This is a genomic window from Ralstonia sp. OTU4908, from assembly GCF_038440115.1.
GTDB classification, from domain to species: domain Bacteria; phylum Pseudomonadota; class Gammaproteobacteria; order Burkholderiales; family Burkholderiaceae; genus Ralstonia; species Ralstonia pickettii.
Genome location: NZ_JASATD010000015.1, coordinates 16,201 through 39,649, shown reverse-complemented (window position 1 = coordinate 39,649; position 23,449 = coordinate 16,201). Strand labels below are relative to the sequence as shown.

At 63.6% G+C, this 23,449-nt stretch carries 12 protein-coding genes; 7 read left to right on the top strand and 5 right to left on the bottom strand.

Translation table 11 applies throughout. The features are described from left to right. The first annotated feature begins 9 nt into the window (after positions 1 to 9). Together uvrA and fliD are read left to right on the top strand one after the other, a co-directional pair. Positions 10 to 5,859, top strand: a complete 5,850-nt coding sequence (gene uvrA / locus AAHM38_RS14685) for an excinuclease ABC subunit UvrA (protein ID WP_116575958.1) — start codon at positions 10 to 12, stop codon at positions 5,857 to 5,859. A gap of 194 nt (positions 5,860 to 6,053) precedes the next feature. Then, positions 6,054 to 8,090 carry a flagellar filament capping protein FliD gene (fliD, locus tag AAHM38_RS14680; RefSeq protein WP_116575959.1) on the top strand — a complete coding sequence of 679 codons (2,037 nt, stop codon included), beginning with the start codon at positions 6,054 to 6,056 and terminating at the stop codon, positions 8,088 to 8,090. Positions 8,091 to 8,130: 40 nt separating this feature from the next. On the opposite strand, the gene AAHM38_RS14675 is transcribed toward fliD, so the two are convergent. From AAHM38_RS14675 to AAHM38_RS14655, 5 genes are all read right to left on the bottom strand, one after another. After that, positions 8,131 to 8,460, bottom strand: a complete 330-nt coding sequence (locus AAHM38_RS14675; RefSeq protein ID WP_259393907.1) for a hypothetical protein — start codon at positions 8,458 to 8,460, stop codon at positions 8,131 to 8,133. 579 nt (positions 8,461 to 9,039) lie between these two features. Then, positions 9,040 to 9,456, bottom strand: a complete 417-nt coding sequence (locus tag AAHM38_RS14670) for a hypothetical protein (protein ID WP_310735559.1) — start codon at positions 9,454 to 9,456, stop codon at positions 9,040 to 9,042. A gap of 9 nt (positions 9,457 to 9,465) precedes the next feature. After that, positions 9,466 to 11,424 (bottom strand): hydroxyethylthiazole kinase, encoded by a 1,959-nt coding sequence (locus AAHM38_RS14665; RefSeq protein ID WP_287275764.1) that lies wholly within the window; start codon positions 11,422 to 11,424, stop codon positions 9,466 to 9,468. Positions 11,425 to 11,766: 342 nt separating this feature from the next. After that, positions 11,767 to 14,619, bottom strand: coding sequence for a type VI secretion system Vgr family protein (locus AAHM38_RS14660; protein ID WP_116575963.1), 2,853 nt, complete (start codon positions 14,617 to 14,619; stop codon positions 11,767 to 11,769). 149 nt (positions 14,620 to 14,768) lie between these two features. Then, a complete protein-coding gene (locus tag AAHM38_RS14655) occupies positions 14,769 to 15,536 on the bottom strand; it encodes a hypothetical protein (protein ID WP_116575964.1) in 768 nt (255 codons plus the stop codon). Positions 15,537 to 15,797: 261 nt separating this feature from the next. On the opposite strand from AAHM38_RS14655, the gene AAHM38_RS14650 reads away from it, so the two are divergent. From AAHM38_RS14650 to tagF, 5 genes are read left to right on the top strand one after another with little or no spacing between them, the layout of a single operon-like run. Further along, positions 15,798 to 16,655: a M15 family metallopeptidase gene (locus AAHM38_RS14650; RefSeq protein ID WP_116575965.1), complete on the top strand. Its 858-nt coding sequence runs from the start codon at positions 15,798 to 15,800 to the stop codon at positions 16,653 to 16,655. A gap of 25 nt (positions 16,656 to 16,680) precedes the next feature. Next, positions 16,681 to 16,950: a PAAR domain-containing protein gene (locus AAHM38_RS14645; protein WP_065855326.1), complete on the top strand. Its 270-nt coding sequence runs from the start codon at positions 16,681 to 16,683 to the stop codon at positions 16,948 to 16,950. 11 nt (positions 16,951 to 16,961) lie between these two features. Next, complete coding sequence (locus tag AAHM38_RS14640) at positions 16,962 to 18,446, top strand: hypothetical protein (RefSeq protein WP_116575966.1); 1,485 nt, start codon at positions 16,962 to 16,964, stop codon at positions 18,444 to 18,446. 58 nt (positions 18,447 to 18,504) lie between these two features. Continuing rightward, positions 18,505 to 22,455, top strand: a complete 3,951-nt coding sequence (gene tssM, locus AAHM38_RS14635; RefSeq protein ID WP_116575967.1) for a type VI secretion system membrane subunit TssM — start codon at positions 18,505 to 18,507, stop codon at positions 22,453 to 22,455. Beyond that, positions 22,452 to 23,447 (top strand): type VI secretion system-associated protein TagF, encoded by a 996-nt coding sequence (tagF, locus tag AAHM38_RS14630; RefSeq protein WP_065855156.1) that lies wholly within the window; start codon positions 22,452 to 22,454, stop codon positions 23,445 to 23,447. The genes tssM and tagF overlap by 4 nt, the downstream gene beginning before the upstream one ends. Positions 23,448 to 23,449: the final 2 nt, after the last annotated feature.

The window sequence follows — 23,449 nt, the reverse complement described above, 5'->3', positions numbered from 1 at the left end:
ACGCCCTCCATGTCCTCCGGTGTCATTCGCCTGCGCGGAGCCCGTCAGCACAATCTCAAAAACCTCGATCTGGACCTGCGCACGGGCGAAATGACCGTCGTGACAGGCCCGTCGGGGTCCGGCAAGTCCAGCCTAGTTTTCGACACGCTCTACGCCGAAGGCCAGCGCCGCTACGTCGAGACCTTCAGCGCCTACGCGCGCCAGTTTCTCGACCGCATGGACCGGCCGCAAGTCGAGCACGTTGAAGGCGTGCCGCCCGCCATCGCCATCGACCAGACCAACCCGGTGCGCAGCTCGCGCTCGACGGTCGGCACAATGACGGAACTGAACGATCACCTGAAGCTGCTGTTTGCGCGCGCCGCGCAGCTGTTCGACCGCGAAACCGCGCTGCCGGTGCGGCACGACACGCCGGAAACCATCTACGACGAGCTGCTTTCGCGCACGCGCGAGGGCGATCCGCGCCTGGTGGTGACGTTTCCGGTGGAGCTGCCTGCCAATACCAGCCCCGAAGAAGTCACGCAGTGGCTGTCGGTCAGCGGCTATACGCGCGTGCAGGCCGAGCGCGTGGTCGAATCGTCCACGGGCAAGCGCAAGCTGCTCGATGTGGTGGCTGATCGCTTCCGCCTGCAGGGCACCGAGCGTGCCCGCGCGCTGGAGGCCATTGAGTCGTCGCTCAAGCGCGGCGGCGGGCGTGTGAGCGTGTACGTCTTGCCGGCCGATGAGGGCGCGGAGCCCGCGATCTGGCGCTTTTCCACCGGCCTGCACTGCCCCGAAAGCGACCTGCGCTACGCAGACCCGCAGCCGGCGCTCTTCTCGTTCAATTCCGCCTACGGCGCGTGCGATGCCTGCCGCGGTTTCGGCCGCGTGATCGGCGTCGATCTGGGACTGGTGATTCCGGACGAGCGCAAGACGCTGCGCGACGGCGCCATCAAGCCGATGCAGACGCCGGCCTGGAAGGAATGCCAGGACGACCTGATGCGCTACGCCGCCGCAGCCGACATCCCGCGCGGCACGCCGTGGGCGGAGATGACCGAAGCCCAGCGCAACTGGGTCATCAATGGCGACCCGGCCTTCAAGCGTGGTGGCTGGAACAAGCAGTGGTACGGCGTGCGCCGCTTCTTCGACTACCTGGAGTCGAAGGCCTACAAGATGCACATCCGCGTGCTGCTCTCCAAGTACCGCAGCTACACGACCTGCGAAACCTGCGGCGGCGCCCGCCTGAAAACCGAATCGATGCAATGGCGGCTGGGCACCAAGGAAAACGCCGACGCCGTGCTCGCGCCCGAACACCGTTTCATGCCGCGCGGCGTCGCCTGGAGCCGCACCCAGCTCGAAGCCTTGCCCGGGCTGACCGTGCATGACCTGATGCTGCTGCCGATTGAGCGCATCCGCCGTTTCTTCGATGAACTGACACTGCCGTCCACGCTGCTCGACGACGCGCTCAAGCTGCTGCTGGACGAGGTGCGCACGCGCCTGGCCTATCTGTGCGACGTCGGCATTGGCTATCTCACGCTCGATCGCCAGAGCCGCACGCTTTCGGGCGGCGAAGTGCAGCGGATCAACCTGACGACGGCGCTGGGCACATCGCTCGTCAACACGCTGTTCGTGCTGGATGAACCCAGCATCGGCCTGCACCCGCGCGATCTGGATCGGATTGTCCAAGCCATGCAGCGCCTGCGCGACGCGGGCAACACGCTGGTGGTGGTTGAGCATGATCCGTCCGTAATGCTGGCTGCTGACCGCCTGATCGACATGGGGCCCGGCCCCGGCGAGCGTGGGGGCAACATCGTCTTTGACGGCACGCCGTCGGCTATCCGTCAGGCCGATACGCTCACGGGCGCGTATCTGTCGGGCCAGCGCCGCGTGGCCGATGCGACGGACTGGCAAGCGCGTCCTGTCAACGACGCCACGCCGCGGCTGGTTCTGGAAGGCGCGTCGGAACACAACCTGCGCGATGTCACGGTCGAGATCCCGCTGCAGCGCTTGGTGTGCGTAACCGGCGTATCCGGCTCGGGCAAATCGACCTTGATCCAGGACGTGCTGCACCCCGCGCTGGCGCGGCACTTTGGCAAGGCAACGGAATCGCCCGGCGCATTCCGCGCCTTGCGCGGTGCCGATCAGATCAACGACGTGGTGTTTGTCGACCAATCCCCGATCGGCAAGACCGCGCGTTCGAACCCGGCCAGCTACGTTGGCGCGTTCGATGAAATCCGCAAGCTGTTCGCCAAGGCGCCGATGGCGCTGCAGCGCGGCTACACGGCCGGCACGTTCAGCTTCAACTCGGGCGACGGCCGTTGCCCGACCTGCGGCGGCTCGGGCTTCGAGCACGTCGAGATGCAGTTCCTCTCTGACATCTACCTGCGCTGCCCGGACTGTGACGGCACGCGTTATCGCGCCGAAATCCTGGAAGTGAAGATCCCCCGCGGCGGCCGCGCATTGTCGGTGGCCGATGTGCTGGAGCTGACGGTGAGCGAAGCCGCCAGCGTGTTCGCTGATGACGCAGACGTGCTGCGCGTGCTGCAACCGATCGTCGACGTGGGCCTGGAATACGTGAAGCTTGGCCAGCCGGTGCCGACGCTCTCCGGCGGCGAGGCGCAACGCCTGAAGCTGGCCGGTTTCCTGGCCGAAGCCGCACAGGCCGCCCAGGCCGCGGCGCGCAAGCGCGTGAAGCAGGACGTGCCGGCCAATGCCGGCCGCCTGTTCATGTTCGACGAGCCGACCACGGGCCTGCACTTTGACGACATCGCCAAGCTGATGCGCGCGTTCGGCAAGCTGCTCGACGCCGGGCATTCGCTGATCGTGATCGAACACAACCTCGACGTGGTGCGTGCGGCGGATTGGATCATCGACCTCGGCCCTGAAGGCGGCGACGCCGGCGGCCTGCTGGTCTGCGCCGGCACGCCTGCGCAGGTCAAAGACTGCGCCGCATCGCACACCGGCGCCGCGCTCAAGCAATACGAAGCCAGCGTCGGCCAGCCGGAAGCCATCGAAGGCGTGCCGCTGCAGACAGCACTGGCCGAGCGCCGCGCCAAGCGTGCGGCGCTGGCGGAAGTCCAGGGCGAAAATGTCGTGCGCATCGTCCACGCGCACGAGCACAACCTGAAAGGCCTGAACGTCGACATTCCGCACGGCAAGTTCAACGTGGTGACGGGCGTATCGGGCTCGGGCAAGTCGACGCTGGCGTTCGACATCCTGTTCCACGAGGGGCAACGCCGCTATCTTGAATCGCTCAATGCCTATGCACGCTCCATCGTGCAACCGGCGGGGCGGCCGGAAGTCGATGCCGTGTATGGCATTCCGCCCACCGTGGCCATCGAGCAGCGCCTGTCGCGCGGCGGGCGCAAGAGCACCGTGGCGACCACGTCCGAGGTGTGGCACTTCCTGCGCCTGCTGTACGTCAAGCTGGGCGTGCAGCACTGCATCCACGACGGCACGCCCGTGTCGGCGCAAAGCCCGGAGGCGATCTTCGCCCAGCTCATGCGCGATCATCGCGGCCAGCACATCGGCCTGCTTGCGCCGCTGGTCGTAAACCGCAAGGGCGTCTATACCGACCTGGCCAAATGGGCCAAGGCGCGCGGCTATACGCATCTGCGCGTCGATGGCGAATTCCTGAGCGTCGACCCGTGGCCGCGCCTGGACCGCTTCCGCGAGCACACGCTGGAACTGCCGGTGGGGGACATCGTTGTCTCGCCGGAAAACGAAGCCGCGCTGCGCGCGCTGCTGGAACAGGCGCTGGAATACGGCAAGGGCATCATGCACGTGCTCGCGCCGCTGGATGGCCTGCAACACGCCATGCACAACGGCGGTACGGCGCATGTCGGCAATGTGAAGGTGTTTTCGACCAAGCGGGCGTGCTCGACCTGCGGCACCAGCTACCCCGAGCTGGATCCGCGCATGTTCTCGTACAACAGCAAGCACGGCTGGTGCCCGAGCTGCGTCGGCACCGGGTTGGCGCTCACGCGCGAGCAGCGTGCCGCGTTTGACGACACCGTCCTGGGCGGAGACGATCGCGGCCGCGAGCAGACGCTGCCGTCGGAGGAAGTCGATCCGGAAGGCATGACCGACCTGCCTTGCCCGGACTGCCACGGCACGCGCCTGAACCCGACGGCGCGCGCGGTGACCTTTGCCGACAAGCCCATCGTCGACATTGCGCAGTGGACGGTCGGCCAGACCCGCCGCTGGGTCGAGGGCCTGGACCTGACCGGCCGCGACGCCGACATCGCCCGCGACGTGGTGGCCGAGATTCACAGCCGCCTGTCGTTCCTGGAGGAAGTCGGCCTGGGCTACCTGAGCCTGGATCGTGCCGCGCCGAGCCTGTCGGGCGGCGAAGCGCAGCGTATCCGTCTAGCGGCGCAACTCGGCAGCAACCTGCAGGGCGTCTGCTACGTGCTGGACGAGCCGACCATCGGCCTGCATCCACGCGACAACCAGATCCTGTTGGATGCATTGCGCAAACTGGGCGACAAGGGCAACACGCTGGTGGTGGTCGAGCACGATGAAGACACCATCCGCCGCGCCGACCACATCATCGATATCGGCCCGGGCGCCGGCAAGCGCGGCGGCACGCTCGTCGCGCAAGGCGGCGTGGCAGACCTGGCAGCCCAGCCGGATTCGCTCACTGGCCGATTCCTGTCTCAGCCGATCGAGCACCCGCTGCAGCCGCGCCGCCAGGTGGTTGCGCCGCGTGCCGGCAAGCAAGCCGTGCCGGAGCAATGGCTGACGGTGCACGGTGCCAAGCTGCACAACCTGCGCAACGTGACCGCAACGATGCCGCTGTCGCGTCTGGTGGCGATTACGGGCGTTTCCGGCTCGGGCAAATCGACGCTGGCGCGCGATGTGTTGATGACGAATCTGCTCGATGCGGTCGGCCGTTCGGTGCTGTCTTCGCCGGCAACCCGCCGTGCACGCAAGGCCGCGCAGGCTGAGACGCCTGAGGCGAAGATGCCGCGCAAGCTCGACGTCAAACACGACTGGCACGGCTGCGACAGCGTCACCGGCTGGGAAACCATCGACCGCGTGCTCGAAGTCGACCAGACGCCGATCGGCAAGACGCCCCGCTCGTGCCCCGCCACGTACATCGGCGTGTGGGACACCATCCGCAAGCTGTTTGCCGACACGCTCGAGGCGCGCGCCCGCGGCTACACGGCCTCGCGCTTCTCGTTCAACACCGGCGACGGCCGCTGCCCCGCCTGTGAAGGCCAGGGCGTACGCACCATCGCCATGAGCTTCCTGCCTGATGTGAAGGTCGGCTGCGACGTCTGCCACGGCCAGCGCTTCAATGCCGAGACGCTGGCCGTCACCTGGCGCGGCAAGAACATCGGCGACGTGCTCACCATGGAGATCGACGAAGCGGTCGAGTTTTTCGGCGCGATGAACAGCATCGCCCATCCGCTGCAGTTGATGAAGGACGTGGGCCTCGGCTACCTGACGCTGGGCCAGCCCTCACCCACGCTGTCCGGCGGCGAGGCGCAGCGCATCAAGCTTGTCACCGAGTTGTCCAAGGTGCGCGACGACGTCACGCGCCGCGGCCAGAAGGCGCCCCACACCCTGTACGTCCTGGACGAACCGACCGTGGGTCTGCACATGGCCGACGTGGCCAAGCTGATTCGCGTGCTGCATCGGCTGGCAGACGGCGGCCACAGCGTGATCGTGATCGAGCACGACCTCGACGTGATTGCCGAGGCGGACTGGATTCTCGATCTCGGTCCGGAGGGCGGCGATGAGGGCGGCACGATCGTCGCGGCTTGCGGGCCCGAGGCGTTGACGCGGGTGGCCGCCAGCCATACCGGCGCAGCATTGGTGCCAGTGCTGGCGCGCGGCAAGCAGGTCGATCCGAGCAAGGAAGGCGCGACGGTCTGACTTGGCGCGGCGGTCTTCACCCTGGTGGAGACCGCCGGCGCTGCCCGCCGCGTCGTGTGGCGTCGGCAATTCTTTCGCTTTCCTGAGCAAACCCGGACAAAGAGCCTGCCCAAGCAGGGTTTGCCCTAAAGAACCGGGCTGCGCTGCCGTCACATTGTGGAGATTGTGAAGAAAGCGTTTGCGCGCGTCCGACCATGGCCACCTCCTCCACGAGCAACAACTACGTTCCGCCGATTTCCATTCCGGGCATCGGGACGAACATTGACGTCAACAACCTTGTTACGAAGCTGATGCAGGCGGAGAGCAAGGGCATGACGCTGCGGCAGACGCAGCAGAAGGCGTTTCAGACGCAGTTGTCGGCGGTCGGCTCGCTCAAAAGCGCGCTGTCGACCTTCCAGACGGCGATGGCCGCCCTGAACAACCCGGACACGTTTACCGGCAACAAGGCCAGCGGACACGACACCTCGATCCTCACGGCTTCGCTGTCCAACACGGCGCCGGCCGGCACGTATCAAGTCAACGTGACGCAGCTTGCGCAGGCACAGGTACTGTCGGCCGCCGGGCAGACGTCGAGCAAGACGCCCATCGGCGGCGGCACGCCGACCACGCTCACCTTTTCATTCGGCAGCGTCTCGGGCGGCAGCTTTGCCAACGGCAAATACACCGGCGCCACCTTCACGCAGAACGGGAACCAGGCCGGCGGCTCGATCACCATCGACCCGTCGAACAACACGCTCGCCGGCATTCGCGATGCGATCAACAACGCCAACGTGGGTGTCTCGGCCAGCATCGTCAACGACGGCAGCGATTCGCCCTACCGGCTGGTGCTGACGTCCACCGCAGGCGGCGCCAATTCGGAAATGAAGATTGCCGTCTCGGGAGACTCGGCACTGCAATCCCTGCTGAGCCACGACCCCGCCGGCACGCAGAACATGACGGAGGTCGCGACGGGTCGCAACGCCATGGCCACCGTCAACGGCATCAACGTGCAAAGCGCCACCAACACGCTGACGGACGTGGTAGACGGCACCTCGTTCACGCTGGCCAAGACGGGCAGCACGACGGTCACGGTCGGCAGCGACGCCGGCCAGGCCAGCCAATCGGTGCTCAACTTCGTCAAGGCGTACAACGCGCTGCGCATCCAGCTGAATGCGCTGACCAAGTTCGACACGGCCAACGCCGCCAACAACGGCGCCCTGGCCGGTGACGTCAGCACCAAGGCGATGATCAACCAGCTGACTGACGTGCTGGGCCAGGGCATCGGCAACGGCACGTTCCAGTCGCTGGGCAGCATTGGTGTGACGATGGACAAGGAAGGCACGCTGTCGATCGACGACCCCAAACTGACCGCGGCCCTGAAGAAATCGCCCAGCCAGGTAGCGGCCGTGTTTGCCGGCACCGGCATGGCAACGGATTCCTTGCTGAAGGTTTCTGCGTTCTCGACGACCACGCAGGCTGGCAGCTATGCCATCAACGTGACCCAGTTGGCAACCCAGGGTTCGCTCAAGGGCTCGGCGGCCGCCAACACGACGATCCAGAGCGGCGTGAACGACAGCCTGTCGGTCACGCTCAGCGGCATCACGACCAACATCAAGGTGCCTGCGGGCAACTACACCGCGTCGAGCCTGGCTGCGCAGATCCAGAGCCAGATCAACGCCTCGCCCGACCTGCAGAGAGCCAAGGTGGAAGTCGCCATCGGCACCGATGCCAATGGCGTGCTGACGTTGACCGACAAGCAATACGGCTCGGTATCGACGGTGTCGGTGTCAGGGAATGGCGCCGCGTCACTGCTGGGCGGCAGCCCAACGGCCACGGCCGGACGCGATGTACAAGGCACCATCAACGGCGCCGCCGCCACGGGTTCGGGCCAGAACCTCTACGGCGCCAGCGGCTCGGCCGTGGATGGCCTGAGGGTGCAAGTGACGGGCGGTGCATTGGGCGACCGCGGCACTGTCACCGTGCAGCGCGGCTACGCGGCCCAACTGCACACCGTGTCGGGCAACTTGCTGTCGAACAACGGCATGGTGCAGAACGCCAGCGACGCCATCAACAGCTCCATCACCTCGCTCGGCAAGCAGATCGATCTGATGCAGAAGCAGCTCGATGCCAAGCAAGCGCTGTATTACGCGCAGTTCAATGCGCTGTCGAAGGTGGTGGCGAGTATGACGAATACGAGCAATTACCTGACGACGCAGTTGGCGATATTGCAGAAGCAGCGGACGGGGGGCTAAAGGTGCCTTGAGTGCGCCTCCGCTGCAGCCAACCGCTTAGTTACTGCTGCGGCTTCCCCCACAGCGGATTCTTGCTATCGGAACCCAGCACCTGGGCGAGCACTTCTGCATCGCCATCGCTCGCCACCGGAGCACCCTTGCGCGCACGGGCGTTCTTCGCACGCTTGCCGTGTTTCTTTGCGTGCACGACCTTCTTGATTCCGCTTTGCGGGGCATTGCCTGATGCCGGCACGGTGGAGGTGTGCTGGGCGCAGATGCCTGCGGTCATCCAGGCGGTGGTGAGGAGGGCTACGGCGAGTTTGTATTGCAGGTTCATTTGAGAGAGTGAGGTTGTTTTAGGGGTGAATTCACAACGACGTCGCCCCGTCATCTGGAAAGCGCGTCAATGTTGTTCAGGTTGGTGTTGTCATAAATCCGGTCAGCGCCTATGCCTGCAGGGACACCCGTGGAGACCGTTCTCTGACATCCCCCGACAAGACTCTGTGTCTGGAACTGCTCCGCCGCAACGACGCCGCCATCCAAAAATACAACGGAACGTTACGGAGAGATGCTTGCATGTCCCGCGATATCGGCCCCTGAAAGGCCGGAACGCTCACGCTTGCCTCGTGCCAGCGTGCCGGGTCATCCAGCGTCTGCCAGCGCACTGCAAGGGGCACTTGAATGTCTAGCAGCGCGCTGCCCACAAGGCTTGAACGTCGATCGCATGGCGCTTCAAAAACGCGCTCATCGTTGGCACCGATCACCAGAGTCTGACCGTCGATCTCAAGTCTCGCCAAACCTCGCAGGTACTGATCCGACAGCACTGCTGCAAACCAGCTCATTCGCAAACCCTTTCGGAATCGCTACCGTTTGCAGGGCCAGCATCGCGAGGCAAATTCGGCGCGAGCCATTGTTGCATTTCACGATGACAAGCTCTCTCTTAATTTTTCTAATTTTCGAACATAAAAATCTACCACTGGCAACCGATCGAAGTTATAGCATCAGCATTGAGAAAAAATGCAATCTTCTTATTCCCCTGTTTTCTCGTATAAACCATGGACGACACGCCAGTCCCCTGGGAAATCATTTCATATTCGCCAGTCACTTTTCCATCATATACTTCGGTCCACGTATTCGTAGTCTGATCCGGCATATTCTTGTCAAGAGTTTCACTTATCGACCTATTAAGAACGATGGGGATTGTTTTCTTTGAGTTCCGATACCGAACAAATCCAAACGAAAATTTAGCCGATGCGTCGTAGTAAGTTTTGATTTCGAAATTTACCGATTTTATCCCACCAGACTCAAAACACATGATCTCGCTGGATATATCTGCGTGTGCCACCATGGGTGTCACAAGGATAAAAGCAAAAATAAATTTTTTCACGGGAAAGCTCTATGGTCTCTGCAATTCCAATGATACTGAAATAGTGTGTTGCGTTGGGTAAAATTTCTTCTTCTGATGAGGAGGATTGCCAACCATTACCGGGTTCCCTTGAGCATCAAACACGGGCTCCTTTTGTGTGTTCCGCCTCCATTCGAAGGTTAAGGGAAGCATTTGGTCTGGAAAGACATCATCAAGGAGCGCATTACGCAGGTACAGCATGGCCTGCAACCTCGCATCGAGACCATTTAGGTTCTCAATACTTACATTACCATTCACATCTTTACTTACAACGACGGCATTGTCTTGGCCAACACCAGCATCCATATGACTAAGCATTCCCGCTCGAGTCGCAACGTAGAAACAAGCACTGTCAGCGCAATTGTAGGCATTGTGATCACCCTCGTTGTTGCGCGCAATAAAGACATCGGGATCCCAGCCTAGTCCGGAAAACTGGCCTGTCGTTACAGTTGCCGGAAATTTTCGGAATCTTCCATACGGCAAATAATTTTCGAGATGCGTCAACTGAATTAGGCCGCGCCCATAATAAGGAGTATACGTTTTTGACTCACCATTAATTTCTTTAACAAAATGCAGATTCCCCGTCTCCGGTATTACATGCGCGAAGAAATGCAATAAACGCTGCCGTGATATCGACAAACCATATTTTCTCGTCGCCTGATTGAACGGCAAAACCCACGCAATAGAACGCGCATGAGCAACATTCCATGTGGTTGAGTGAGGGACGAACTGTGTTCCAGTCAGATGAAGCAATCTGCGTGGAAAACATCTTGCCATCTCATCGGCATTCAACCACCCGCACCTTCTAAATATTCGAACGAATTCACGCGGATCGAATCGCCAATGCGCATTCGGCAGTGGTTGCCCTCCAGACGGTTGTCCCTGCGCGTCATATTGCGGCACTTGCAAATTCGCTTGCTGCCAAAAAGCGAGAGCCTCGATATGAGCGCGCAGCGCCTGAAATTGTTCTTCCGTCATCGGTTCGGGATTGGTTGGGCTGGCTTGCTTCAACCAGCCCCACCTTGCCTCAATCGTGGCAGCCTCCCACTCCGTCGGAAACTTGCAAATCAGCTTCTTGAGCAAAGCTTTTACTTCGGGGCTATCTAACCTCGTGTGTGCTTCCTCTGCTGTAATGGTGTCGTCATGGTCCCCATCCAACTCGCGAAGAATTGCCGGATCGCTACATAGACTGTCACCGCCTTGTGCGTCCTCGACAAGGCGCCACCCCCTCCAGTGAGGGAAGTCCGCATCGCTAAACTTGCGCACACCTTGGGCATTAAGGTTTACCCATCCGGTGCCGGTCGGCGTTCGAATTTTCCTCCAGTGTGGAACGTCTGTAGGGCTCAATGCGTCAGGACCTATTACTCGACCGAAACGCAGCAATTCGTACACAGCACTGGGACTTGGACGAGCATTCGCTGGATACGCATCACAGATTTGAGTCGCGTCACGCTTACGGTTGTACTCGGCTTCAGCTTCTGTGACCGCATCGCCTAAAGGGAGCCCCGTCAATCGATAAGTGGTTACATATGCGTGCCCACGCGCTCCTTGCGCGCCATCTCCTTCTGCATACCGCACACCAACAAAGACCTCTTCCCCGAGTGGCGTTCCTCCTGGGGGTGAAGGTTGATTCAATGGCGGGTGTTGCGAAAAAACCTGTGTGTCAGCAGCGAGATGAAAATAAAGTTCGCCGAATATAGCGTCGCTACGGCCATCTCCGGCTAATGGAACGTCCCCGCTAACACGGCCGATGAGCTGTCGCAGATTGGTATCGTCGCAGACGATCTCAAAGTGAATCTGATTCGGGCGTCCACCGATATAGCCCGCTTGCCCAAGTTCGTCCTTACGATAGATTCGACGGCCCTGCTGTACCGTACTACGTACCGTATGCAGGTGCATATAGATGGAAAAAAAGACAACTCGTGTAGGCGCGTTTCCCGTAGTGGCCACCCCGATTTCCGTTTCGTGTCTGATGACAACTACCCCGTCACTAGTCCTACCGCGATAGTTGAGAGGTGCGTTTTCCTCTGGCGGGGCGGGCGGCTCAGCGGATCCGCGGCGATAGACGACAGTGCCATCGGCGATTGCGCGAACGAGTTCCACGCCACTATTGCCTCGCGGCGGCGCCGTCAGGTGCAAGCCCCCATGCCATCCCAAGTTGTAGCTAACTGGATATGCACCGTTTCCGGGCTCGCCCCCGGGCATTGCTGCTTCAAGCCATTGGTCTTCAGTCTGGTCGGCGGCTCTCGGCGGAAGAAATGGCGGACTAATAAGCATCTTGCAAAACTCGATTCAAACAGAGAACGGATAGCGCTTTTTGGTCGAAAGCGGCGTCTGCGGAAACAACGGCAAGTCTCGATCTGCGCGAGTCGGCCCCTGAAACGTCCGCTGCGCCGCCTTATACGTAATCGCCCCAGCACACTCCACGGTGATGTTCCCACCTTCCAGCGTGATCGACGCCCCGCCGGCCGTGGCGATGCGGATGCGCTTGGCGGCCGCAAAATCCACGTTCATATTGGCCGACACCAGCTTCAGGTCCTGCTTGGCCATCAGCTTGAGCGCGTCATGCTGGGCTTGCACGTCGATGTTGTCTTGCCCCGCCGTCAGTTGCAGCCCGATGTTGTTGTCACCCGCCTTCGACAAACCTGCAGCCACGCCGATTGCCTGACCGGCGTGCATGCGCGCCTGCTTGCCGATGGCGAGGTTGGTGTCCTGGCCGCTGCCCAGCGCGATGCTCTCGCCGTTGGCGAACTGCAGGTCTTGCCCCGCCACCATGACGAGGCCCGCGCGGCCCGCCAGGTGGGCAATGGCCTCGCCCTGATGCGGCACCTTGCCTTGCGTGGCGGTGTTGCCGGCGCTGGCGTCCTGCTTGGCGGCGTCGAGCGCCTTGCCGTCGACCATGCCGGCCACCGCTTTGGCTTGCTTGGCCAGCGGGGCATCGTCGTTCTTGGCGGTGTCCAGCGAGGCAGTCTGATGCGTGACCGCCCCTTGCCCGAGCGATGACGTCAATTCCTTGGCTTGCTTGATCAGCGCAATGCCGGCAGCGTTGTCGCCGGTGGGCACGGCTTTGCCGCTGCTGGCGTCGCGGTAGGTGGTCAGCAGCAGACCGGCTTGGCCGCGCACGGCGGCGTGGCCATCGGTGCGCAACTCGAAGCCCTGGCCGCGGAAGCTGCCACGCCGGTTGTCTTGCTGATGGACGAGATGGCCGAGGTTGAGCTGGCTGAATTGCTGCGTGGTGGCGAGCTGCGTGCGCAACTGGCCGTCGCTGTCGTCAAAGACGAGGTGGTTGTAACCGCTGCCGCCGTGTTCTGCGCTCTTGAAGCCGGTGTGGGCGGCGGCGTTGCGGTGGCCTTCGGCTTCCGTGCCCATGCCGTGCCAAGCGGGGCTGTGGCCGCCGGCCACGTTGCCTTGCGCACTTGCGGCGCTGTCGCTGCCTTGCTTGTAGAGGGCCGTGCTGTCGCTTTGGTCGGATGCACCCTGCCCGCCCGGCGTTGGCGCGATGCCTGCCTCACCCTGACCGTTGTACAACGAGCCGATCACGACGGGCTGGTCGATGTCGTCTTCGCTGAACTTGACGAGCACCTCCTGCCCGATGCGCGGCAGCCATTGCCAGCCCATGCCGGAGCCGGCCTGCCGCTGCGCGACGCGCACCCAGCGGCTGCTGCGATCATCCGCACGCTCCCCTTGTTGCCAGGGAAAGCGCACGCGGATTTCACCTGCGGGGCTGGCATGGTGCTCGCCATCTCCGCCGGCTTGGGTCTGGCCGTTCGGGCCGACCACGATGGCGCTGTGTACGCCCTGCGCGGTGGGCGCCGCGTAGAGACGGCCGCAATCGGGCTCAGTCACGGCCGGGCGCCAGGGCCGGCGTGCGTCGCCGGCGCGGAACAGGCCAGCGTAGCCGTGCGTCCGTGCGGCTTTGAGCAGATCGCCAGTCGGCGTGCTGCGCTCGACGGGGCCTTCTGCCTCCTGGAAACCAAAAACGCCCGGGCCGGATTCCGGCGCGCTGGGCGGCGTATCGAATGCCAGCGCGGCATCGAGGCCGCCCAAACGCTGGCTGAGCGCGTTGTGCGTATCGACGGTCAGGTTGTTGATGCCGCAGTGCTCGACCAGATCCATCAACAACGGATAGGCGCCTTCCACGTCTTGCGGCAGGTGCGGGCAATCCACCACCTGCAGGCGCGTTCCGCTGCGCAGTGTGCGCACGGTGCCGCGCCCTGAAAACAACAGCGCGCGCGCTTCCAGGCTTTCCATGACCTGCTCGGCAATGCGCTGGGCATTGGCGGAATCCGGTGCGAGCGATGGGCTGATCGACAGATACGCATCCGGGCTGCCCGTGCTGGTGGCGAAGCGTGCAGGCGCGTGGGCGCGAGCGTTCTGCTTGCCTTCCGGGTCCCACGCGGCCACCGCGACGCCGCCTACCGTTGTGCGGCTGTGGCAGGCGAGTTGCTGGATGGCGTCGCGCTCTTCCAGGCTGTGCGCGCGGTGGAAACGGATACCGCCAGCCGATGCGGACTCCGCATCTTCCGGCAGCTGCGTGCTGTCGGCAAAAATCACCAGCGTGTGGCCGCCGTGCGCCTGGTCGTCTTCCACCGTGGTGAAGCCGAGCCCCGCTTCGGCCAGCAGGCGCGTGACGAAGTGGTAGTCGGTCTCGCGAAACTGGGCGATGTGCGCGCGTGTACCGAAATCGCTCATGCGTGCTTCGGCACCGGCCGCGTAGCGCCACGAGGCGTACGGCTCGTACGGCGACAGCATCTGCTCAATGATGTCGGCGAGCGGCCGATTCTGGAACACTTGGCTGTGGCGCTGCTGCGTGGTCAACCAGAACCATGGCACCACCGTCAGGCGATAGCGCGTGAGGCTGCCGTCCGCGCCGAGTTTCTCGGCCAAGCGAATCAGGCCCGTACGCTTGGCTTGCGTACCGTCGGCCAGCGTCGTGACCAGCGTGACCCGCTGGCCCAGCAATGATTTCAGTGCGATGCGCGCATTGGCGCTGACGGCCACCACGCGCCACTCAAACAGCTCGGACAGCGCCTCGCGACCAAGCCAGGCTTCCACCGCAAGGTCCGCAAGCGGCCCTTCGCCTTCGAGCGTATAGAGGCGGCGCGTGGGTGCGAAGAGGTTCTGAAGAAGGGTCGTGGCGTCCATTCGCTGTCCGGTGCTGCAACGCGTGGCGTATCACGGACGATTTTCGTGAGACCAGCGCGGGCATTTACGAGGCAGCGCAATGTCGGGCATCGCACTTGCCTCCGCTCAATTACCCGATTGTAAAAACGACCAACCGGATAGCCGGGCGGCTATTGCCCTTTGTAAGTGGGTGAATTGGCGGCCTTATTGGCAGCATTCTGTGGCGCAAGCAATGCGGCCAGCAGATCGGCATCAGGATCATCGGGCGCCAAAGTGCCTTTTCGGTTCTTGGCAGTTTTGGCAGTGGATTGCGCCTTTGGTTTGGTCGGCTGCTGCAACGCCTTAAATGGCGTGTTGGTCGATTTGGCGACGAGCTTGGCAGTTGCCGTCTTGCCTTCCTCGGTATCGGCCGTGGTGCCGCCGGACTTTGCCGCCACGGCATGCGCGGCTGCCGTTGCGTCATGCGTGTCTTTGGCGGGCAGGCTGGCAACCGGCGTCTTCTCGCTCTTATCGCCCTTCTCGTTTCCGTGCTCTTCGCCCGGCGCGACGTTGACGATGGTGGCGGCCTGCGCTTCTGCCACAGGCTCGCTTGCGGAGGCAACCGGCGCCGCAGCGGCCGTGTGAGCGGCTTCCGCGGCCGCAGCTTGTGTGGACGCAGGCGGTTGCGCGGCTGCAGGCGTGGCCTGTTCTGCCACCTGCGCGGGCGCAGATTCGCCGCTCGGATTCAGCAGGACCCACGCGCCGATACCGGCGGCCAGCACGACAACCGCCGCCGCAACGCCATAGCGCTGCCCCGACTTTTTCGGTGCCTTGCCGTTGGCCGCAACGCGGCCCTCCAGGCTCGCAAGAATGCGCGTATGCCCGGCCTCATCGGTCTCGGATTCAGAATTGAAGAGCGTTGGAGGCCCTTCTTGTTTCAAATCGCCGTTATTACTCATCACGGGTCCAGAATTGAAATAGAATGCGCGGCGAACGTATGGATTACAAACAAGCGCCGATTCCGGTGGTGGCTGCTGATTCTAAGTCTGGCCTTGCTGAAAGACAAATGATTGACGCAGGTTGCGGTATTTTCTTTATCGTTTCTTAATATTTCTGTGTAGTGGGCGCTGGATTATTACCGTTTATTAATAATTTAGCGTTGTAAATACAGATATAAATCTGGATGAATTGACGTAGGCGCGCACGCTCCGCAGGTCGGTATGGTTTTTGTCGCTCTGGTTCTCTACTTCGTTGCCATGGTGGTGGTGGCTGCCGTGCTGCTGCTGCCGTCGGTACGGCAGCGCTGCGCGGCGTTGCTGCGTGCGCAGTGGCAGCGCGTGAGCACGGGGGCTGCGGTGGTGGGCGCGCGCTCCGCAGGGTCGTTGCGCGAGTCGGTGGACAGCGCAACGTCCGGGGTGTCGGCGTTCAAGCAGTTCGTGGTGCGGCGGCGGATGCTGCTGCTCGGTGCGCTCGGCGTGCTTTCGGTGCCGCCCATGCTGGCACTGGCGCTGCGCGAGCAGCAGTCGTTCGAGTTCGATGACGATCAGGTGCGCGAGCCGGATCCGCACATCTCGGCGCTGCTCAACGGTGAACGGCTGATCCCGCCGCCGCCCCTGCCGCCCGAGGTGTTCACCACGCGTGAAGTCGAGCAGATTCGCCCGGCCATCCGCGATGCGAGCCGCGACTGGAACCTGCTCGACGCGGATTTCCGTCAGCGCCTGCTGCTGGTCTACAAGATCATGCGAGACGAACACGGTTACGAGATGGCGCTGCTCGAAGGCTACCGAAGCCCCGAGCGGCAAGTGAAGCTGGCGGCGATGGGCAGCAATGTCACGCAGGCCACGGCGTTCCAGAGCTATCACCAGTACGGCCTGGCGGCGGATAACGCGTTCTTCCGCGACGGCAAGCTGGTCATCAGCGAGAAAGACCCGTGGGCGATGCGCGGCTACGAACTGTACGGGCAGACGGCTGAGTCGGTCGGCCTCGTGTGGGGCGGCCGCTGGAAGATGATGGACCTGGGCCACGTCGAACTGCGCCGCAAGGGCGTGCTCGGCAAACAGCCCGCACCAAGGCAATGACGATAGGACACATGGGGAGCATGCAATGACACGGCCCTTCATCCTGCTGGGTGACAAGACGGACCACGGCGGCGTGGTGATCACCGCGTCGGGCAACACCAGCACCGGCGGCAAGGGCATCGCCTGCGTGGGCGACAAGGTGACGTGCCCGAAGAGCGGCCACGGCGGCACGACCGTGATCGTGACGGGCGACCCGAACGTCATCATCGACGGCAAGCAGGCGGCGCGCCACGGCGACAAAACCGCCTGCGGCGCCACGCTCCTGTCCAGCCAGGGCAACACCGGCAGCATCTGAACGGGCACGACATGGTTGCAAGACTCTTCCGGTCCGGGCTGACGCTGCTGGCTGTCTTCGTGGTGGTGTGGATTGCCGTCATCGTGTGGTGGCAGTCCGCCAACCGCATGCCCACCACCGCCGACATCCTGACCTACCTGCTGTTGCTGCCGGTCGGCATGATCGTCGGCTATTGGGTCATCAAGCGTGCGCTGGACGGCATCCGCTCGAATGTCGTGGCGGGCCGCGAGCTGGCGGCGGCCACCCCGGCCGCAACAGGCACCGATGCCAAAATCGCCGCCCCCCAAGACGCCACGCGCCAATGGCGCGCCGTGCTGCTCGCCAGCGCACTGCGTGCGCCGGCCGGCGGCGATGCCGCTTCAGTGGTCGAGGCCGTGCAAGCCAATACGCAACCCGGGTTGACCGATGTGCAAGGCTTCGGCCAGCCGATCTTTGCCGCGCAAGTGGAAGGCATCGACGTGGAAGACCTGCGTGCCGAACTTGCAGAGCAACATCCCGATGTCGACTGGCTGGATGAACGCCTGCGCGCCCTGTCGCTGGCGGGCCAGGTGGCCGAAGAACTCGCCGCACACGCCGTTGCGCACGCCCCGGAAACGACCGAGCCGGACACCACGCGGCTGATCATCACCGCACTGCTCCCGCGCGAGTGGACACCGCAGCATCAAGCCGCCGCCGATGGCTGGCTGCGCCGGCGCATCGCGTTGATCTGGCCGGCAGACCGTTTGACGCTGGAGCCCATCACCGCGAAGGGCGATGCCGATGCGCTGCTGTTGCTCGATCGCGCCACGCAAAGCGTCAACCGCGCCAGCGACGAGCGCGTGCTGCGCATGGTGGTGGTGGCAGATTCGCTGGTGGGCCCAAGCGCGGTCGAACAACTGATGCAGCACGAGCAATTGTTCGAAGCCAATCGCCAGCATGGCCGCGTGCCGGGCGAAGCCGCTGCGGGCGTGCTGCTGTGCGCGCCGGCGATGGCGCAGAGCCTGCTGCCACCCGCGCTGGACGGCGACGCCGCGGCAACGGAGGCGTTCACGATCACGCGCGCCGGCGTGGCGCGGCTGGAAGCGCCGACGCCCGATCGCGGTCAGCCGCAATTGCAGGCGCTGGGCGACGCCGTGGGCCACGTACTCGACACCTTGGCCGCCGCACCGGTCAAGGCCAAGCAGGACGCGGCACCCGCCGAGAAGGCCGAAACCGCGGAGGGCGATTCGCCTGCCGAACCCATCACCGTTGCCGGCGTCGTTTCAGACACCGGCATGCATCCCGTACGCACCGTCGAGGTGGCTCGCGTGTTTTCCGAACGTTTTCCTGCGCTGGACCTGGCTGCGGATCTGCTGCCCGTTGGCACGCCGTGCGGCTATGTAGGCGCTGCGGGCCCGCTGCTGTCGGTGGTGGTGGCGCACCAGTTGAGCCAGCAGACCGGCAAGCCGGTGCTGGCGATTACCGCCAACGACATCCAGCAGCGCGGCGCCATTGCGGTGGTGCCCAGCCTGACCTGATCTTGTTCCAGATTTCGAGTTTGATTCCGATTCCGTCTGTTCCCGAGCCGAAGGCAACATGCAACGCTTCCTGAACTTCCTGACCAACTCACGCACGCTATCCATTCTTGGCGTGATCGTGCTGACCATCTTCCTGCTGCTGATGGCGCAGACCTTCGAGGTTGGCCTGGTCTGGGTCGGCATCGCGCTGGGCGTGCTGCTCGCGCTGTGGCTGCTGACGTATCTCTGGAAGCGCTGGCGCGCGCGTCAGGCCAGCAACAAGCTGGAGGGCGTGCTGGAACAGGCCGCTGCCGACAAGACCGCCACGCCAGACAAGCGCGAAGAAGTGGAAGCCCTGCGCGTGCGCCTGGCAGAAGCCGTCAAGACCATCAAGCGCTCCAAGCTCGGACAGATGTCGGGCAGCGCGGCGTTGTACGAGCTGCCCTGGTACATCGTGATCGGCAATCCGGCGGCAGGCAAAAGCACGGCCGTGCTCAATTCCGGCCTGCAGTTTCCGTTTGCCGACAAGGGCGGCGCGGTCATCCAGGGCATCGGCGGCACGCGTAACTGCGACTGGTTCTTCACCACCGAAGGCATCCTGCTCGACACGGCCGGCCGCTACTCGGTGCACGAAGAAGACCGCCGCGAGTGGCTCGGCTTCCTCGACCTGCTCAAACGCTATCGCCCCAAGGCGCCCATCAACGGCATCGTCGTGACGGTGAGCGTGTCGGAACTCACGCAAAACCGCCCCGAATTCGCCATCAACCTGGCCAAGAACCTGCGCCAGCGTGTGCAGGAATTGACCGAACGCCTGGAAGTGTTTGCCCCGGTGTATGTGATGTTCACCAAGGCCGACCTGATCACCGGCTTTACCGAATTCTTTGGCGACAGCGAGAAGCAGGAGCGCGACCGCGTTTGGGGCGCCACCCTGCCCTTCGAGCCGGATTCAAAGCCCGACGTGGCGGCCGTGTTCGACCAGCGCTTTGACGAGCTGTGCGACGGGCTGAAGGAGATCAGCGTGGCGCAGATCGCACTGCACCGGAACAACAAGCTCTCGCCGGGGCTGCTGAGCTTCCCGCTGGAGTTTGCGTCGATCAAGCCGACGCTGCGCGCGTTCCTGATGACGCTGTTCGATGAGAACCCGTTCCAGTACAAACCGGTGTTCCGCGGCTTCTACTTCACTAGCGCGCTGCAGGAAGGAGCCACCAACAGCGTATCGGCCGAACGCATCGCACGACGCTTTGGCCTGTCGACCGACGGCGCCGCACGCACCCGCGAGGTGTTCTCCAAGAACGGCTTCTTCCTGCGCGACCTGTTCTCGAAAGTGATCTTTGCCGACAAGCAGACCGTGCGGCAATTCGCCAGCCCCGCCAAGACGCGCCTGCGCATCGCCACGTTCTTTGCGCTGGTGCTCGCCCTGGGTGTGATGCTCGGCGGCTGGACGTGGTCGTACATGGGCAACCGCACGCTGACGGCCAACGTGCAGGCCGACCTCGACAAGATCGTGAAGATGCAGCAGAACCGGGTAGACCTCCAGGCTCGCCTGGAGGCACTCGACATCCTGCAAGACCGGATCGAACAGCTCGACCGGTATCGCAACGACCATCCGCTCGCGCTGTCGCTGGGCCTGTACCAGGGCGACACGCTGCAGCACAAGCTGCTCGACGAGTACTACAACGGCCTGCGTCAGGTCATGCTCAAGCCCGTGGGGGGCGCGATCGAAACCTTCCTGGCAGAAGTCAACGCGCATCCCGATCAGTTAGCACCGATGGTGCGCCCGCCGGAAACCGGCGCTGTGATGACCACGTCCGTGACGACGGCTACCGCCACCGTGGGCGGTGCGTCGGGCGCCTCGGGTGCAGCGGCCAACGCGCCTGCCGCGCCAAACCAGGCTACGGCGTCGACCGGTGCCAAGCGCTACACCGATGCCTCCCCCACCAACGTGGAAGACGGCTACAACGCACTCAAGACCTACCTGATGCTGTCGGACAAGCGCCACGTGGAGGTCGCACACCTGACCGATCAGATCACGCGATTCTGGCGCGGCTGGCTGGAAGACAACCGGGGCAACATGCCGCGCGAGCAGATGATCCGCTCGGCGGAGCGCAACCTGTCGTTCTTCCTGGCCCGCGTAAACGACGACAACTGGCCGCTGCTGGAAGGCAATCTCTCGCTGGTCGACCAGACGCGTGAGAACCTGCGCCGCGTGGTGCGCGGCATGCCCGCACGCGAACGTGCGTACGCCGAAATCAAGGCCCGCGCCTCCACGCGCTACGCCCCGATGACGGTCGCACGCATCGTCGGCGATACCGGTGCCGGGCTGGTTGCCGGCAGCTACGCCGTGCCCGGCACGTTCACCAAGGAAGCGTGGCTGGGCTACGTGCAGCCCGCCATCAAGGAAGCGGCCAACAAGGAACTGCAGACCAAGGACTGGGTGCTGAACGTTGCCGCGCGCGACGACCTCACGCTGGAAGGCAGCCCCGAGCAGATCCAGAAGGCGCTGGTCACGATGTACAAGACCGAATACGCGCGCGAATGGCAACGCTTCATGCAAGGCGTGGCGATCCAGGATTTCTCCAGCTTCGATCAGGCCGTCACCGGCATGAACTTGCTGGGCGATCCAACCAACTCGCCGATCCGCAAGGTGCTCGACACCGCATACGAGCAGACGTCGTGGGACAACCCGTCGATGTTCAACGCCGGCCTGAAGCAGGCCAAGTCCGGCGTGCTGGGATGGTTCAAGCAGCTGTTTGCGCGCCAGACGCCGTCGCAGGTGAACGTCAACCTGGACGTGGGCGGCAATGCCGATGCCGGCGCTATTCCGATGGGCCCGGTGGGCAAGGAATTTTCGGGGCTGGCACGCGTGGTAGTCATGCGCGACGACAAGTCGCTGCTGCGCGGCTACATGGATTCACTCTCCAAGGTGCGCACGCGCTTCAACCAGATCAAGAATCAGGGCGACCCGGGGCCGGGTGCGCGCCAGCTGATGCAGCAGACACTGGACGGCAACGGCTCTGAACTGGCCGACACGCTCAAGTACGTGGATGAGCAGATGCTGACCGGCATGACCGACAGCGAGCGCGCGACGCTGCGTCCGCTGCTGGTGCGTCCGCTGCTGCAGTCGTACGCGGTGGCGATTCGCCCGGCCACGACGGAAGTCAACAAGGTCTGGAACGCCCAGGTGTATCAGCCGTTCGCCACCACGCTGGCAGACAAGTATCCGTTTGCACCCAACGCCAAGATCGAGGCCAGCGCGGCTGAGATCGGCCAGGTGTTCGGCCCGGACGGCGCAATCGCCAAGTTCGCCAGCACGACGATCGGTCCGCTGTCGGTGCGCCGTGGCGACATGATCGCCTCCCGCACGTGGGGTGACCTTGGCATCGCGTTTGTGCCCGAGTTCACCACGGGCTTCACACGCTGGATCGCGCCGCTCACGGGTGGCGCCGCCGGTGGTGCTGGCGGTGCCGCAGCCGCAGCGCCGCAGACGGTGTTCCAGATCCTGCCGGTGCCGTCGCAAGGCGCCACCGAATACACGATCGAGATCGACGGACAACAACTGCGCTATCGCAACACGCCACCGCAGTGGGCCAATTTCGTGTGGCCGAATCCGCAAGGCACCCCGGGTGCGCGCGTGACGGCCACAACGTTTGACGGCCGCACGGTGGAGCTGCTCAACGAGCCCGGCCGCTTCGGCCTGGAGCGCCTGATTGCGACAGCGCAACGCAAGCGTCGTCCGGACGGCGCATTCGATTTGTCCTGGACGAAGGACAACCTGACCGTATCGATCAGCCTGCGCATCATCAGCAGCCCGCAGGCCGGTGGCACGACGGCATCGGATTCGCCGCAGGGCCAAGGCCTGCGCGGCTTGCGCCTGCCGACGTCGATTGCCGATGCATCGGCACCGCAGAACACCCTGACGCCGCCTGCTCCGGCAGCGCCCGCAGGCACGGCGCCTGCCGCGCAAGCGGCCGTGTCTACACAGGCCGCACGCCACAACATCACGGAAGAGCAAGGAGGGACGGCGCAATGAGCCAGACCCAGTTGCAGCTTTCGTATTTCGGCAAGCTTCCGTCGCGCGGTGACTTCGTCAAAAGCGCAAACAACGTCCAGCTGCTCGACACGCTGGACCGCTGGCTGGCGCAAGGCATGGAATTGCTGGCCGAAGCCCCGGACTGGAAGTCGACCTATGACAGTTGGAAGCCTGTGCAGTTTGCGTTTCTTGGCTCGCAGAGCAAGCTCGCCATTGCGGGCACGCTCATGGCCAGCAGCGATCTGTCGTCGCGCCGGTTTCCGTTCCTGACGGCAGCGGCCATGGAGGTCGAGCGCCCGATCAACTTCATCGCCCGCAGCCCGATTGCACTCGCCCGGCTTTGGACACGCGCCGGCCAGCAGATGCTCTCGCTCGGCACCGCCACCGACGCCACTGAAGGACTGCGCCTGCTGGCCGAAGGGCAGCACGGCGTGGAGACCGGCACGGGCGGCACCAGCACGCAGTCGCACGACGCGAGCTTTTCGGATTTCATCGACTTCCAGACCGTTGCCGGCCTTGAGCAGATGCTGCGCGCTGAGGGCCACAACATCCGTCTGCGCCGCACCCTGCTCGCGCTCGGCACGCTGCTCCAACCTGTGATGGCCAATGGCTCGTCGCGGCTTGAGAAAGGGCTCACGCTACCGCTGCCGGCAGACCCGCTCTATCGCAGCCTGGTCGCGAGTTTCTGGCTGGAGCTGGTGTCGCGCTTCCTGCAGCGGGCGGACTTCGAGCTGTCGCTGTTCCTGGGCGATATCAATGGCGCCGAGCGGTTGGTCATCGGCTTCAACGGCGCCTCGTCACGCACGTTGCACAGTGTGATGTCCCCACTGGCGTATGCCGAACAGAACATCAACATCGACGATCCGGAATGGGTCGACCAGCACGTCAGCGGAGATTACGGCTTGGCCAAGTTCGTGAGTTACCTGGATCAACCGCAGCTGTCGCTGCGCGTGGCGGTCGATACCTTCCGCGAAGTCTTCATCGGAGAATGAAC